Origin of the sequence: Chitinophaga caseinilytica (assembly GCF_038396765.1) — a bacterium.
Lineage (GTDB): Bacteria > Bacteroidota > Bacteroidia > Chitinophagales > Chitinophagaceae > Chitinophaga > Chitinophaga caseinilytica.
On sequence record NZ_CP150096.1, the window covers coordinates 2,712,940 to 2,728,496 of the forward strand.

General features: G+C 55.1%; 10 protein-coding genes. 7 read left to right on the forward strand and 3 right to left on the reverse strand.

Translation table 11 applies throughout. The features are described 5' to 3' along the window. Window positions 1–30 precede the first annotated feature (30 nt). The gene (locus WJU22_RS11380; protein ID WP_341843355.1) at window positions 31–1,695 is read left to right on the forward strand and encodes a RagB/SusD family nutrient uptake outer membrane protein; all 1,665 of its coding nucleotides are present in this window, start codon (window positions 31–33) and stop codon (window positions 1,693–1,695) included. Between the two features lie 60 nt (window positions 1,696–1,755). Here WJU22_RS11380 and WJU22_RS11385 read toward each other — a convergent pair whose 3' ends face one another. Next, window positions 1,756–3,309, reverse strand: a complete 1,554-nt coding sequence (locus WJU22_RS11385; protein ID WP_341843356.1) for a hypothetical protein — start codon at window positions 3,307–3,309, stop codon at window positions 1,756–1,758. A gap of 244 nt (window positions 3,310–3,553) precedes the next feature. Here WJU22_RS11385 and leuC point away from each other — a divergent pair, with 244 nt between their 5' ends. The 6 genes from leuC to WJU22_RS11415 all read left to right on the forward strand — a co-directional run bounded on the left by leuC (window position 3,554) and on the right by WJU22_RS11415 (window position 13,862). Further along, window positions 3,554–4,951 carry a 3-isopropylmalate dehydratase large subunit gene (leuC, locus tag WJU22_RS11390; protein WP_341843357.1) on the forward strand — a complete coding sequence of 466 codons (1,398 nt, stop codon included), beginning with the start codon at window positions 3,554–3,556 and terminating at the stop codon, window positions 4,949–4,951. A gap of 23 nt (window positions 4,952–4,974) precedes the next feature. After that, the gene (gene leuD / locus WJU22_RS11395; protein ID WP_341843358.1) at window positions 4,975–5,574 is read left to right on the forward strand and encodes a 3-isopropylmalate dehydratase small subunit; all 600 of its coding nucleotides are present in this window, start codon (window positions 4,975–4,977) and stop codon (window positions 5,572–5,574) included. 8 nt (window positions 5,575–5,582) lie between these two features. Further along, entirely contained in the window at window positions 5,583–6,662 is a 1,080-nt protein-coding gene (leuB, locus tag WJU22_RS11400; RefSeq protein ID WP_341843359.1) for a 3-isopropylmalate dehydrogenase, read from the forward strand. Between the two features lie 18 nt (window positions 6,663–6,680). Beyond that, window positions 6,681–8,186 (forward strand): 2-isopropylmalate synthase, encoded by a 1,506-nt coding sequence (locus WJU22_RS11405; RefSeq protein ID WP_341843360.1) that lies wholly within the window; start codon window positions 6,681–6,683, stop codon window positions 8,184–8,186. 1,069 nt (window positions 8,187–9,255) lie between these two features. Continuing rightward, window positions 9,256–12,150, forward strand: a complete 2,895-nt coding sequence (locus WJU22_RS11410; RefSeq protein WP_341843361.1) for a SusC/RagA family TonB-linked outer membrane protein — start codon at window positions 9,256–9,258, stop codon at window positions 12,148–12,150. Between the two features lie 20 nt (window positions 12,151–12,170). Next, a complete protein-coding gene (locus WJU22_RS11415) occupies window positions 12,171–13,862 on the forward strand; it encodes a RagB/SusD family nutrient uptake outer membrane protein (protein WP_341843362.1) in 1,692 nt (563 codons plus the stop codon). 124 nt (window positions 13,863–13,986) lie between these two features. On the opposite strand, the gene WJU22_RS11420 is transcribed toward WJU22_RS11415, so the two are convergent. Next, window positions 13,987–14,820 carry a DUF1080 domain-containing protein gene (locus WJU22_RS11420; protein WP_341843363.1) on the reverse strand — a complete coding sequence of 278 codons (834 nt, stop codon included), beginning with the start codon at window positions 14,818–14,820 and terminating at the stop codon, window positions 13,987–13,989. A gap of 35 nt (window positions 14,821–14,855) precedes the next feature. Then, window positions 14,856–15,530: a M15 family metallopeptidase gene (locus WJU22_RS11425; RefSeq protein WP_341843364.1), complete on the reverse strand. Its 675-nt coding sequence runs from the start codon at window positions 15,528–15,530 to the stop codon at window positions 14,856–14,858. Window positions 15,531–15,557 lie beyond the last annotated feature (27 nt).

The window sequence follows — 15,557 nt, forward strand, 5'->3', positions numbered from 1 at the left end:
TCGAATCCGTTGATCTAAAAACAGTATGAAATGAAAAAAACGCGCATCATATCAATCGCCATGCTCGCCCTCGTATTCGGCGCAGCCTGCAAAAAGGATTTGCTCGACCGCCTGCCGCAAGACCGGCTTAGCGACGCCACTTTCTTCAAGAATGAAAACGACCTGAAAATATACGCCAACCGTTTCTACACGCTCGTTCCGTTCCAGGGCCATACCGGCGATGTGGGGTCAGACAACTTCGTGCCCCGCGACCGTAATGCCTTCCTCGCCGGAACATACACCGTTCCCAATACAGGCGGTGGCTGGACGTGGACCAACGAGCGCGAAGCCAATTATTTCCTCGCGCGGTACGAGCGTGCCGACGCTTCGGCGCAGGTAAAGGCCAAATATGCCGGCGAAGTGAAATTCTTCCGCGCGTTCACCTGGTGGCGTAAAGTGGTGCAGTTCGGGGATGTGACCTGGTTCGGGAAAGACCTGAACGAGAATTCTCCCGAGCTCTTCGCCCCGAGAACGCCCCGCGCCGTGGTGATGGACACCGTGCTCAAAGACCTCAATTACGCCGTGGCCAACCTGCCCGTGCCCGCCAGCGCAGAGCAAGACCGCATCAACAAGGATATCGCCAATGCGATGAAGGCCCGCATCTGCCTGTGGGAAGGTACTTACCGCAAATACCGCGGCCTGGCCGGTGCCGACGCATGGCTCCGCGAAGCCGCCACCGCCGCCGAAGCCGTGATCAACAGCGGCAACTACGCCATCTACACCTCCGGCACTCCCGCAAAAGATTACGTGAACCTGTTCATCCAGGAAGAACTGCGCGGGAACAAGGAAGCGGTGTGGGCACGGAGGTTCGTCAAAGACCAGTCGATGCACAACACCACCCGCCAGATCGCCGACGTATGGCCCAGCTTCAGTAAGGATTTCGTGGAATCGATCCTGTGCGACGACGGGCTGCCGATCGGCCTGAGCCCGCGGTACCAGGGAGATGATACCCCCGATAAAGAGCGCACCAACCGCGATCCGCGATACACCCAGCTCATCGTTACCCGCGATTATGTGGTGACGCAGAATGCAGACGGCTCGGCCGACAAGATCACCCTTCCCCGCATCCCCGCCGTTACCACCGGTTACGCCAGCGCGAAGTACAAAAGCCCGGACCCCGTGCAGTGGGTCGCCAATCAATCCACCCTCGACCTCTTCCTCATCCGGTACGCAGAAACGCTGCTGATCTACGCAGAAGCCAAAGCGGAACTGGGCGAAGCTTCGCAGGCGATTATCGATCAAACCATCAATAAAATCCGCGACCGCGTAGGCATGCCGCATATGATCATCGCCGCACTGGTGAAGGACCCGAACTCCACTTTCCCCGCACTGGGCGTGCTGCTCGACGAAATCCGCCGCGAGCGCCGCATCGAGCTGGCACAGGAGAACTTCCGGTTCGACGATATCATCCGCTGGAAAGCCGGGTCGCTCATCAACAACCCGAAAACCATCGTGGGCATGAAACTGACCGCCGCACTGCGCGCGCAATATCCCGCATCGCAGGTAGCAGGCATCCAGGTGGATGCAGACGATCACATCCGCGTGTATACAGACATCCCGAACCGAACCTGGAACGATAAATTGTACCTCTATCCGCTGCCGCTGCAGGAAATGAACCTCAACCCGCAGCTGAAACCGCAGAACCCGGGATGGTAGTATGTATGAAAGGAAAGTAATTAAAACGACGAAGGGGGCTTTGGCCCCCTTTTTCATGCCCTAGATCCGCGGCACCTTGTTCCTGAATTTCTGCTGGATGACCTCCTGCACGGGGATGCCCTCGATCTTGCTTTCGAGCCAGCTCACGATGTCGAGATACAGATAGCTGCGGCGTTCGTAAGGGTTTTTCGCGATGATCTCCAGTTTGCCTTTCAGGTCGCGGAAAGCCGTGCGCAGCGCGCGGGGATTGGCGTACATGTTTTTGCGGAGGAACTTCAGGATTTCCTCCATCACCTGGCTAAGGTCTTTGTTCTTGGCGATGAAGTGATACACCGATTTGATGAGATATTCCACCAGGCTGTAGTTCTCCAGCTCGTAATGCGCGATCAGGTGCAGGATCCGCGCGAAGCACTGGATATCCGCCCGGAGGTTCCCGATCTTCAGCTGGATGATCTTATTGAGATAAATGATGGCATTGTCGTTATCGCCGCTGCCGAAATACAAACACGCGATCTTATAGTAGAAAACAAGCACGCGATGCTGGTCTACCGTCAACTGATGCTCGCTGATCTTTTCCTCTACTTCCTCCACCAGCTTGAGCCCTTCCGAAAAAGTGCCGTCGAGGAAGTGGCGGTTGACCTTGCCGGTATACAGATACACGAACGCATTGGTACGCGTGTTCTCGTTGAGGCTTTCCTCTTTTTCGGTGATGAAATTTTCCATCTCCTGGAGCACTTCGGTGAACTTGTCGTGGTTCATGGTATGGAAGTGCGCCGTCAGCAGGTTATGCATGGCCTTGATGTACAAATCCATGTCCGTATCCTTCAGTGCGGGATATTCGCTGAAAAGGTCCACCCATTTCTGCGTGTACCGGTAATACATGACGAAGTCCTGCAGGATATAGTAATACCAGCAATACGCCTGGTAGAGGTAGATGCGCTCGTAAAAACTCATCTGCTGCTGCTGGACGGGCGGGAGGTTGGTGTCGAAGAACGACTTGAGCATGAGGGTATCTTTCTCGTCGCGCGCGTGGCCGAGTTTGAGATAAAGCCCGTACATGCGGAGTGCCAGGGTAGAGAGGCGCGATACGTTGTTGAGCTGCTCGTTGATGAGGCGGCTTTCTTCAGACAGTTCCTCCGCGCGGTTGTCGAGGCTGCGGGTGATGTGCCGGGTTTCGATGAGTTTTTCGAACTCCACGATCTCGAAGTACAGCATCACTTCTTCCTGCTCGCGGGCAGAAACTTTCGCTTTGGCGAGGATTTTCAGGCTTTGATTGTATAAACCCTTGTTATACAATACCCTGGCGTAATCCAGCTGCTCCCGCAGCTCGATGAGCGCATCCTTCGTTTTGTAAAGCAACCGCAGGGTGGTGAGGAGATGTTTGTACAGATGTGCCTTGATATTGCTCAGCTGCTGCTTCTTGATGTCGGGCACACGGCGGAGGATCTGCTCGTCGTCGTACTCCTTCATCTTGTCGAGCGCATTGAACAACTGTATGAAAAGTACGTCTTCTTTCGTATTGTCCCGGTTAAAAGCCAGCTGGAAGTTCCTTTTTTCTGCTTTAGTGAGCGTTTTTATGAGTATGAACAAGGCGTCGTTCTGCGTGTTGGACATCGTTGTTATTGGATTATAATAATTTGACTTTCAATAAGTTAATGGCCTCAGGTGACAGTTGCTAATCGTAATATTGACAAATTTAACGAACTGAGGTTTAAAAGTGTCAATTAGATTTGAAGATGTAAAGTGATAGGAAAAGCAAATATAAGGGTTTGAAGATAAATGCATATTGAGGGTTAATATTTAACATATAATTGTCAAGATGCATGTATTGATACCCGGTTTATAAAGTCAAATTCGCATGGGGAAAACATTATTCGACAAGATTTGGGACAGCCACATTGTGGCGAGCCGGCCGGGCCATCCGGACGCGGTCTACATCAACACGCATTTCATACATGAAGTAACGAGCCCCCAGGCGTTCGACGGATTGCGGAAGCGGGGCGTTCCCGTGTTCCGTCCGGCAAAAACGCGGGCCACGGCAGACCATAACGTTCCCACCCTCGATCAGCACCTGCCCATCAAGGAAGCCCTGAGCCGCAAGCAGGTGGAAATGCTCACGCAGAACACCGCCGAGTTCGGCGTGGAATTATACGGCCTCGGCCATCCTTACCAGGGCATCGTTCACGTGATCGGCCCCGAACTGGGCATCACCCTGCCGGGCATGACCATCGTCTGCGGCGATTCCCACACCTCCACTCACGGCGCCTTCGGTGCCGTAGCCTTCGGGATCGGTACGAGCGAAGTGGAACAGGTACTGGCCACCCAGTGCATCCTGCAGTACAAACCCAAAAGGATGCGCATAACTGTAAACGGCCAGCTGAAGAAAGGCGTCTTATCCAAGGACATCATTCTTTACATCATTTCCCAGATCACGGCCGCAGGCGGCACCGGTTATTTCGTGGAATACGCCGGCGAAGCCATCCGGAGCCTCAGCATGGAAGCCCGCATGACCATCTGCAACATGTCTATCGAAATGGGCGCCCGCGGCGGCCTCATCGCTCCCGACAACACTACTTTCGAATATATCAAAGGCCGGGAATTCGCCCCCAAAGGCGAAGACTGGGAAAAATCCCTCGCGTACTGGAACACCCTCCGTACCGACGATGATGCCGTGTTCGACGCCGAACTGACCTTCGACGCCGCCGACATCGAGCCGCAGATCACTTACGGCACCAATCCCGGCATGGGCATGGGCGTTACCGGAAACATCCCTGCACTGGCGGACATCGAAGAGAAAGAACAGCTTTCGTTCTCCAAATCCCTCCAGTACATGGACCTTCAGCCCGGCAGCCAGCTCCTCGGCAAAAAAGTGGATTACGTTTTCATCGGCAGCTGCACCAATTCCCGCATCGAAGACCTCCGCATGGTGGCCGAATTCGTGAAAGGAAAACAGAAAGCCGAAGACGTAACCGTCTGGATCGTGCCCGGCTCCAAGCAAGTGGAAGCACAGGCCATCGCAGAAGGGATCGACAAAATCTTCGAAGCCGCCGGCTTCCAGCTGCGCCAGCCCGGATGCTCCGCTTGCCTGGCCATGAACGAAGACAAAATCCCGGCAGGAAAATATTGCATCGCCACCTCCAACCGCAACTTCGAAGGCAGGCAGGGCCCCAACGCCCGGACCTTCCTGGCAAGTCCGCTGACCGCCGCCGCAGCGGCCATCACCGGCAAAGTGGCAGACGTGCGCGCAATGATTTAATTCCCTGAAACAGCACCATCAACATGGACAAAAAATTCGCAAACCTGGTATCCTCCGTGGTACCCTTACCGATAGAAAACATCGATACGGATCAGATCATCCCGGCCCGATTCCTGAAAGCCACCACCCGCGACGGTTTCGGTGAAAACCTTTTCCGCGACTGGCGTTTCAGCGAAGACAATACGCCGAAGGCGGACTTCGTGCTCAATAACGATATCTACAAAGGCAAAGTGCTGGTAGCCGGCAAGAACTTCGGCTGTGGCTCCTCCCGCGAACATGCCGCCTGGGCGCTGGGCGACTACGGTTTCAAAGTAGTGGTGAGCAGCTTCTTCGCCGATATTTTCAAAAACAACGCGCTCAACAACTTCATCCTGCCCGTGCAGGTGAGCGAAGATTTTCTGCAGAAGATCTTCCGCGCCGTTGAAAAAGTGCCTTCCGCCGCCATCGAAGTGAACCTGGAAGAGCAGTTCATCGAAATTAAGGCAACGGGGGAGAAGGAAAACTTCGACATCAATCCCTACAAAAAAACATGCCTGCTCAACGGGTACGACGATATCGATTATCTCCTCAGCCTCCGCAACGAGATCGAAACATACGAAACAACAAGACCTTTTAATTTCTAAAACAATCTATGGGAGTTTCAAAGAAAATACTGGTAATACCCGGAGACGGGATCGGACAGGAAGTAACCGCGTGGGGTAAGAAAGTGCTGGAAACGATTGCGGCGAATTTCAATCATACATTTACGTTTGACGAGGGCATCATGGGCCACGTAGCCATCGAGGCCACGGGCGATCCGCTGCCGGCTGAAACGCTCGACAAGGCGCGCGCATCCGACGCGATCCTTTTCGGCGCCATCGGCCACGCCAAATACGACAACGACCCTACCGCCAAGGTCCGCCCGGAACAGGGGCTGCTCAAAATCCGCAAGGAACTGGGCCTCTACGCCAACCTGCGCCCTATCAAACTGTTCGACGACCTGCTGCAGGCTTCCAGCATCAAGCCGGAAATCCTCCAGGGGGCCGATATCCTCTTTTTCCGCGAACTGACCGGCGACGTGTATTTCGGGGAGAAGCAGCGCAGCGAAGACCGCGCCACCGCTTCCGACCTCATGATCTATCACAAATACGAAGTGGAGCGCATCGCCCGGAAGGCTTTCGAAGCCGCCCGCACGCGCCGGAAGAAACTCTGCTCCGTAGACAAAGCCAACGTACTGGAAGCTTCCCGCCTGTGGAGAGAAGTAGTGCAGGAAATCGCGAAAGAATATCCCGACGTGGAAACCGAGCACATGTTCATCGACAACGCCGCCATGCAGCTCATCAAAGACCCGAAACGCTTCGATGTGGTGGTGACCGGCAACCTGTTCGGCGACATCCTCACCGACGAGGCTTCGCAGATCGCGGGCTCCATGGGCATGCTGGCATCGGCCTCCGTGGGCGACCGCGTAGGGTTCTACGAGCCTATCCACGGTTCCGCGCACGACATCGCCGGCAAAGGCATCGCCAATCCGCTGGCTTCCATCCTGTCGGCCGCCCTGCTGCTCGATATTTCTTTCGGCTTGAAAGACGAATCGCAGCGCGTGATCCGCGCCGTAGACGCCACGCTGCGCCAGGGCTACCGGACCATGGACATCGCCAATAAACATACCGCCAACGATATGCTGCTGGGTACCGATGCGATGGGCGCCCAGGTGCTGAAAAACCTTAACTAATCAACTGTTTACAATATCATGGATAAGAATAGAGTATACGTATTTGATACCACGCTGCGCGACGGCGAGCAAGTGCCCGGCTGTCAGCTCACCACCGTGGAGAAGATTATCGTAGCAAAAGAGCTCGAAGCCCTCGGTGTAGACGTGATCGAAGCCGGCTTCCCCATCTCCAGCCCCGGCGATTTCCAGAGCGTTGTGGAGATATCCAAGGCAGTGTCCGAACCGGTCATCTGCGCGCTTACGCGCGCCAATACGGCCGACATCGACGCCGCTGCGTCTGCACTGGAGTTCGCCAAGCGTAAGCGCATCCACACCGGCATCGGAGCATCCGACATGCACATCAAATATAAATTCAACTCCACCCGCGAAGCCATCCTCGAAAGAGCTGTGAGCGCCGTGAAATACGCCCGCAAGTTCGTGGACGACGTTGAGTTTTATGCAGAAGACGCAGGCCGTGCAGACAATGCCTACCTCGCGCAAATGATCGAAGCCGTGATTGCCGCGGGCGCTACCGTGGTGAACATTCCGGATACCAACGGGTATTGCCTGCCGGAACAATACGGTGCCAAGATCAAATACCTCGTAGACCATGTATCCAACATCGACAAGGCGATCATTTCCGTGCATTGCCATAACGACCTCGGTCTGGCTACGGCAAATACCATCGCCGGTGTGATCAACGGTGCGCGCCAGGTGGAATGTACCATCAACGGCATCGGCGAGCGCGCCGGCAACACTTCCCTGGAAGAAGTGGCGATGATCCTCAAAACGCACCATGCGCTGGGATATAATACCGGCATCAACAGCAAGCGCATTTACGATATCAGCAACCTCGTGTCTAACATGATGCGCATGCCCGTGCAGCCGAACAAGGCGATCGTGGGCCGCAACGCGTTTGCGCACAGCTCCGGCATTCACCAGGACGGTGTGCTGAAACACCGCGAAAACTACGAAATCCTCGATCCGGAAGATATCGGCCTGTCGTCCAACGCCATCATCCTCACCGCGCGCAGCGGCCGCCACGCGCTGAAGCACCACCTCGAAAGACTGGGTTACAAGATCGACAAGATCAACCTCGACGAAGTGTATGCACGTTTCCTCGAGATGGCCGACAGCAAGAAGGAAATCAATGACCATGATCTGCTGGTGCTCATGGGCGACGGCGATGCGGGCCATTACGACGATAAGGCGATCAAGGTAACGCTGCTCCAGGTGGTTTGCGGCGATCCCCTGCGCCCGATGGCTACGGTGAAACTGCGTGTGAACGGCGAAGAAAAGGAAGCGAGCGCGGCCGGTAACGGTCCGGTGAACGCGACCATCAACGCCATTTCCAACATCATCAACGACGAGATCACTATCGACGAATTCAGCATCCAGGCGATGCACGGCGGAAGTGAAGACGTGAGCAAGGTGAACATGCGCGTGCATAAGGATGGTAAATCCTATTACGGTTTCGGATATTCGACCGATATCGTGAACGCGAGCGTGCATGCTTATGTGGATGCGCTGAACAAGATCTACTAGTCGGAACCGCTATATTTTTCTTCGAAAGACCGCCATGGTGCGGTCTTTCGTCGTTTTTGGAAAGGTTGGGACAGGAAGTCAGTGTGCAGGGAAGTAGTTCATCAACGAAAATCAACCCTGATCGTTTGGATGGATTAGGTTAACGGAAAGGAGCTCAGATATGATGAAGCAATTCATCGACGGATTTTCTCCGCGTTTGTTTGAATGCAATATGTTGATGGAACGGGAGTCTGGATGCAGGGAAGTAGTTCACCAACAGAAATCAACCCTGATTGATTGGATGGAATAGGTAAACGGAAGGGAAGCGGGGATCTGTTGATGAATTTCATCAAAGGATGTTTGCGGTGTTTTGAAATTCCTGGCGGCTTCGGTTTCCACATGTTGTACCGTAAGCGCGACGGAAGGATGGTTAATTTGAGGATGTGGAAGGGGTAGGGAATTCAGGATTTTGGGGGATGAGCGCAGTGATATAATAATGTACGGGAACCATTTTTGTTATCGTGATCGGGGGAGGGTAGAAGCGGTGGGAATCCCGGCCTGAATTTTGCTGCGGTACGCACGCAGCGCGAGGTTCGGCATAGATATAGATAAATTTTATTTGGATGGAAGTTGCCTTCTTCTTATCTTGTCGGCCAGTCGGTTAGCCACCGGATTTATTGAGTGAAACCATATTTAGAAACCATCGACGAACACTAGTTACCCGCCGTCAACCGCCATATCAGACAGAAGTTAAATTGCCGGCAGTGAACGTAGAAAAACCACGGACGAATTGTATTATGAAACCAAAATTCATTGACCCACGTATGACTAGACTGAACACGATCCGCCAACGCGCCAGGCACCGGAGCCGATGCATATCCGGTAGATTTTCATGATTCGATTTCGGTAAAGTAGCCAGGAACATTCGCCAACGCCATATCTAACGCCGTCATCCGGCTTGTTAGCCCGGGAAGTTGTTCCTCAATCCTAAAACATAACTACAATGAAAACTGCAACACTCCTTGCAAGGGGCATGTGCGGACTTTTGCTAAATCGATTTAGCAAAGGCTTTCGGCTTGCCGTCCCCATTTTGCTCCTCGCCTGCGCCCAGGCGCTCGGGCAATCCAAAAACATCACCGGCACCGTGAAAGACGACTCCGGCGCCCCACTCGCCGGCGTCACCATCCAGATCAAAGGCACCACTTCCGGCGCCGTTTCCGACGGCGAAGGGAAATTCAAGCTCACCGCACCCGATGACGCCGTGCTCAACGTCACCTTCATCGGATACGAACCACAGGAAGTACCCGTGGCCGGAAAATCGGAGCTCAACATCGTGCTCGCCCTTTCCAAGAAAACACTGACAGACGTAGTCGTAGTAGGGTACGGCTCCGTCGCCAAACGGAACCTCACCAGCGCCGTCACCACCGTCCAAAGCAAAGACTTCATCCAGGGTGGCTTCAACTCGCCCCTGCAACAGATCGACGGTAAAGTGGCCGGCGTCACCGTTTCCAACCCAGCCGCCGCCGATCCCAACCGCAGCACAGACGTACAGGTACGCGGCGCCGCTTCCCTCAACGCCGGCAACTCGCCCCTCATCGTCATCGACGGGATGCCCGGAGGCGACCTCCGCAACGTCATGCAGCAAGACATCGCCTCCATCACCGTGCTCAAGGACGCAGCAGCGGCCGCCATCTATGGCTCCCGCGGCGCCAATGGCGTAGTGCTGGTGGAAACGAAAAAAGGAAAGAGCGGAAGGGTGACCATGACCTACGACAGCTACGCCGAGCATGACGCAGTAGCCGCCAAACCGGACATCCTTTCCGCAGATGAATACCTCGCCAAAAACCGCGGCAACGACCAGGGCGCGCGTACCCAGTGGTACAACGAGCTCCTGCGCAAAGACAACTTCGGCACCAACCAGTTCCTCACCATTTCCGGCGGCAACGAAAACTCCATCTTCCGCCTGTCGGGGAACTTCCGCACCAAACAGGGGATCGACATCGCGTCTGACCGCCACGAATACGGCTATCGTGCCAACTTCCAGCAAAAGGTGCTCGACGGGAAACTGGAATTTTCCGGTAACCTTTCCCAACGCTTCGTGAAGGAGGAATACACCAATTACGCCGCGTTCAACCAGGCCGTGAAACTGAATCCCACCATTCCCATCATGGACCCTAACGATGCCACGAAGTACAACTTCCTCGCGGGTTACGACACCTACAACCCCGTGGCCGACCTGCTGGCCAGGGAAAACGGTGCAGACCAGAATTACTCCATCGTTGACCTGAACGTGAAGCTCCACATTCTTAAAAACCTCAACACCGAAGTTAAGCTCGCACGCCAGGGCCACGAGATGCTGAAGCGGGAATACTACACTTCCAAATCCCCCGAATCCATCTCCAACGACCGCACCGGCCGCGCGCGCCTGCAAAACGAAAAGTGGACGGATTATACACTGGAATGGATCGGCAACTACAACACCAAAATCGATAAGCACGACATCGCCGTAATGGGCGGTTACTCTTACCAGGAATTCAACAACCAGGCGTTCTGGGCGGAGAACATGGACTTCCCCAGTGATGGCTTCGGCTACAACAATCTCGGCGCAGGCCTCTGGAACCAGGAAAAAGGCCGCCTCGGCATGGATTCCTGGAAATCGAAAGAGAAACTCGTCGCCTTCCTCGGCCGCGTCAACTATAACTTCGACGACACTTACTTCCTCACGGCTTCGTTCCGTTATGAAGGCAACACCAAATTCGGGAAAGACAACAAATGGGGCATGTTCCCGTCTTTGTCCGCAGCATGGCGCATTTCTAACCTGCCCGCGCTTAAGGACAGCCGCATCTTCAACGACCTGAAACTGCGCGCTTCCTACGGGGTGACGGGCCGCTCCGGCTTCGACCGGTATACGGCCATGTTCCGCTACCAACAGTATGGCATGTACCAGAACGACCAGGGCGAGTGGATTTCCGTGTACGGGCCGGGCAACAACTTCAACCCGCGGCTCGCCTGGGAAAAAGCACAGGCGTATAACGTAGGGCTCGACTTCGCACTGCTCAACAACCGCCTCAGCGGCAGCCTCGACGTGTTCGACCGCCGAAGCAAAGGCCTGCTCGATAACTACGAAGTGGCGGTAGGTGCGTTCCTGCACACCAATATGTTCGTGAACGTGGGCACCACCAGTTCGAAAGGCGTGGAGCTGACATTGAACTGGGAAGCGGTGAAATCCGGCGATTTCTCCTACAACACCAGCGTGACCGGCTCTTATATCAAATCGAAACTCATCACCTGGTCGAACGCGGAATATACCGGCAATTTCCGGGAACTGCAGAGTTTGCCGTCGCCCGGTAACCCCGGCTACGCGTACCGCCTCGATCCCGGAACCGAGCTCGGCAGTTTCTACGGTTACCGTTATGCGGGCGTGAACGACGCGGGGCAGATCATGGTGTGGAAAGACGGGCAGATAGGGAAGGAGGCGATCGTGTACAGCAGTGCGAACGCCGATCGCGACAGGACGTACATCGGCCACGGCGCGCCGCGATACGAACTGTCGTGGGGCAATACGCTCAATTATAAGGCGTTTGACCTGAGCCTCTTTTTCCGCGGGCGGTTCGATTACCAGATACTCAACCTTTACCAGATGTATTATGGTTTGCAGGCAGAACAGGGGATCAACCTCCTGAAGGATGCGTATGGCCGCAACGGTCATATCAAATCGTCGAAACTCATCACGGATTATTTCCTGGAGAACGGTGATTATTTCCGGCTGGACAACGTAACCCTTGGCTGGACGCCCAAGCTGCATTCGAAGATCGTGAACAATTTCCGGCTGTACGGCAGCGTGCGGAACGTGTTCACCCTCACCGGATATTCCGGCCTCGACCCCACCGCCATCGGCGTTGCCGGTCTTACGCCGGGCTATGGCGATCTGAGCCTCTATCCCGTAACCCGCACTTTCACGCTGGGCGCACAGGTAACTTTCTAACCACGTAAATGCAAAAGACCATGAAACTCAAAACCAGAATAGGCAGCCTTTTGCTGCTAAGCATCTTCTCTGCCACGTCGTGCACCAACCTGGACGAAGAACCGTTCGACGTGCTGCCGGCAGACAAATATTACCAGGACAAGAAATCCGTCATCGCAGCCGTAGTACGCCCGTACGAGCACGGCCACTGGTGCGGCTGGGACGGCGACCGCTGGCTCGTGTCGGAGCTCACGGCCGACCAGCTCGTATGGACGCAGAAAGGCATTCACGGATACGACGGCGGCGACTGGCAGCGATTGCACCGCCATAACTGGACGGCAGACGATAACCATATCTACGGCGCCTGGTCTGGCCCGTACCAGGGCATCGCGCAATGCAACGTCATCATGCGCGACCTGCAGGCATTGAATTATCCGGCCATCGGGCTGACCGACGCGGAGAAAGCGAACCACATTGCCGAGCTGCGGACACTTCGCGCCTGGTTCTATCTTTTCCTCATCGATTATTTCCGGACGGTGCCGATCTACGAAACACCGCAGGAACTGGTGGGCCAGTCGTCTCCCGAAGAAGTTTTCGCCTATATTGAAAAGGAGCTGAAGGAATCGCTTCCGCAGCTGCCTAAAAATACCCGCGCAGGCCGCTGGGACCAGGGCGGTGCCGCGGCATTGCTCGTGCGCCTGTACCTGAACGCCGAGAAATGGATCGGGAAGCCGAAATATACCGAATGCGCGGCCGTGGCCCAGGAAATCATCAACGGGAAATACGGCACGTACGCACTGGATACGGATTACCGCGGGCCGTTCCGGTCGGGGATCAAGGATTACCGTTCTCCCGAGAACATTTTCGAATTCCCCCACGCCAAAAACATCTACGAATTCAGCTGGATGTACAACGCCACGATGCACTACCAGGCCCGTTATTCGCTGGACAATGACTGGGGCGGATGGAACGGCGTGCATCTGACGCCTTCCCGCAATCCCGACGGGGCGCTGTACACCTACAAACTGGGGATGCCTTACGAACGGTACACCGCCGGCGACATGCGCAAGCAACCATTCCGGACCACGTCGAGGAACGCGACGTATGAAGGTTTCTTCCTGATCGGCCAGCAATATGCATTCAATAACGCGGCCGGTTTCGGGTTCGACAGTACGAAGAAGATCAATGGAACGGAAGAGTACAAAGACAAGCCGCTGGCCTATGTAGACCAGGTGGGGCGCTTCTCCGAAAAGCCGGGAGGCCGCTGGAGCGAAGGTTCGCAGGTGCTGACGGGCGAAGAGAACTCGGGCGTGCGGCTCATGAAATTCCCCTGGCTGCCCATGTCTCAGGAGTTGTTCCAGTTCAATTCTGCACCGGAAATCAGGCTGGCGGAGATTTATTTCGCACTGGCCGAATGCAAGTACCGCGCGGGCGCCAGGCTCGAAGCGGCCACACTGCTCGATGCAGTGCGCAAACGTAATTTCACCGCCGTTGCCTGGCCGCTGAACAGTTACGTGACCAACCTGGTGAAACTGACGGACGATGAATTCGTGCTGGAACTGGGAAGGGAGTTTATCGGCGAGCGCCACCGCAGAACGGATCTCGTGCGCTGGGGCCGTTTCGGCAACGAGTGGTGGGATAAACCGGTTGACGGAAAAGACCGCAGCGTATTCCCGATCCCGCGGAAGGCGCTCAATACCAATCCGCAATTAAAACCGAACGGATACGAATAGGATAGAGGAACATTGAGAAACCCAGGGGCTGACGTCGGAAGATGTCAGCCCTTCTTTTTGCGGGATGCGCAAAAAAATGGCCCGCGTGAACGGGCCATTCATGAATGTTATCAACCGGATTCGGTTATTTTTTGCGTTTCTGCAGTTCTTCGATCTTTTTCGCCAGCTTCTTTTTGTCTTTCATGTACGGTGCGAGGTCGAACAGGTCTACCTTGCGGTATTCCACGGGATGGCTTTCGCTTTGCAGGGCGATGTAGCCTTCGGAGAGGAGCCTGCCGTTTTGCTGGAGTTTGGGATCTGCGTGGGAAACGTTGCCGCCGCCGATCTGGGGCTTATTGTATGTGAGCACGGTATCGCCTTCCACGATGTGCTTCACGATGGAATCGCCGAGCACCAGAACTTCCGCGCGTACCCAGCGGTCACCGTCATAGGTTTCGCTTTTGCTGTCTACACAATGCGCGGTGATCAGTTTACCGTCCATCACCACATTGGTGCCGGGTGTGCAAAGGTTGGCGGTGCTACGTTTGCCGTGGCCGAGGCCGCCCAGCAGCTGCACTTCGATGGAAATGGGGAAATCCTGGTCTTTGCCCATGGAAGCGGCGGATTGCGAGTGGATCATGGCGCCGCTGTTGCGGGTAGCCCATCCGGGGCCGCCTTTCACCTGGTCGCCCACGAAGCGGTACTCCATTACCAGCAGGTAAGCGGAAAATTTCTTTTTATGGAAGATGTGGCCATACTGATCGTTGAAGGCGTCGTAGTTTTCGTAAGACACGGCGAGGGCGCCGTCTTTCACGCGGAAAGTATTGCCGTTATTGTCGTTCAGGGCATGACCGGTAATTTTGATATCCCAGTCTTTGAGGTCCTTCCCGTTAAACAGCTTGATCCAGCCACCTTTCTGGGCTGAGCAGCTGGCGCCCAATGCGAGGGCGAGTGTAGTCATGAGGATCGATCTTATCATACGGAGTAAAGAATTAGGCCGTTAAACTAATTAAATTATCTCAGGTGCTCAAACGGTATATCCATGAGCGGAAATTTGGAGGCGCCTTTGAGCGCGTAATGCCACCATTCCGATTCGAGGGGAACGAAGCCGTAAGCCATCATGAGGTCGAAGATCAGCCTGCGGTTCCCGGCGGCTTCGGCCGACACGTTTTCGCTGCCGTGATGGGCTTTTTCGGAGAATTCGTCGTACGGTGTGCCCATGTCCAGCTCTTTCCCGGTTTTCGTATAAATGAATGTGAGGTCTACCGCCGCGCCGCGGTTATGGCCGGAGCCTTTCCTGGGATTGGCGGCATATCGCTCGTCGGGCACCACTTCCCACATTTTTTCCGTAACGCGGTATGGGCGGTAGCCGTCGAATATCTTGACGCTAAGCCCCATCGGGGCCAGCCATTGCTGCAGCCGCACCAATTCTTCAAACACAGGGCGGCGAACGTACACGGCGGCGTAAGGGTAGAGGGCTTTGCCAGTGAAGTTGCTGTCGGTAGCGTATCGCACATCGATCGGGATGCCCGTCACCCGCACCAGTTCCTGTTCGGGATCGAGTTTGACCAGGGCCTGGTATTGAAGGGTGTCGCTCACTACGGCCAGGCCGTATTTGTTGGGCGGGACCTGCTGCGCAAAAGCGGCCAGGGAAAGTGTCAAAAAGCACAGGATAAATAGATTTTTCACGAGTATCGATTTAGAACTGCTCAAAAA

Bases quoted from the DNA above. Each gene is read 5' to 3' on its own strand.
- WJU22_RS11380 (WP_341843355.1), top strand. From the start codon at position 31: ATGAAAAAAACGCGCATCATATCAATCGCCATGCTCGCCCTCGTATTC.
- WJU22_RS11385 (WP_341843356.1), bottom strand. From the start codon at position 3,309: ATGTCCAACACGCAGAACGACGCCTTGTTCATACTCATAAAAACGCTC.
- leuC (WP_341843357.1), top strand. From the start codon at position 3,554: ATGGGGAAAACATTATTCGACAAGATTTGGGACAGCCACATTGTGGCG.
- leuD (WP_341843358.1), top strand. From the start codon at position 4,975: ATGGACAAAAAATTCGCAAACCTGGTATCCTCCGTGGTACCCTTACCG.
- leuB (WP_341843359.1), top strand. From the start codon at position 5,583: ATGGGAGTTTCAAAGAAAATACTGGTAATACCCGGAGACGGGATCGGA.
- WJU22_RS11405 (WP_341843360.1), top strand. From the start codon at position 6,681: ATGGATAAGAATAGAGTATACGTATTTGATACCACGCTGCGCGACGGC.
- WJU22_RS11415 (WP_341843362.1), top strand. From the start codon at position 12,171: ATGAAACTCAAAACCAGAATAGGCAGCCTTTTGCTGCTAAGCATCTTC.
- WJU22_RS11420 (WP_341843363.1), bottom strand. From the start codon at position 14,820: ATGATAAGATCGATCCTCATGACTACACTCGCCCTCGCATTGGGCGCC.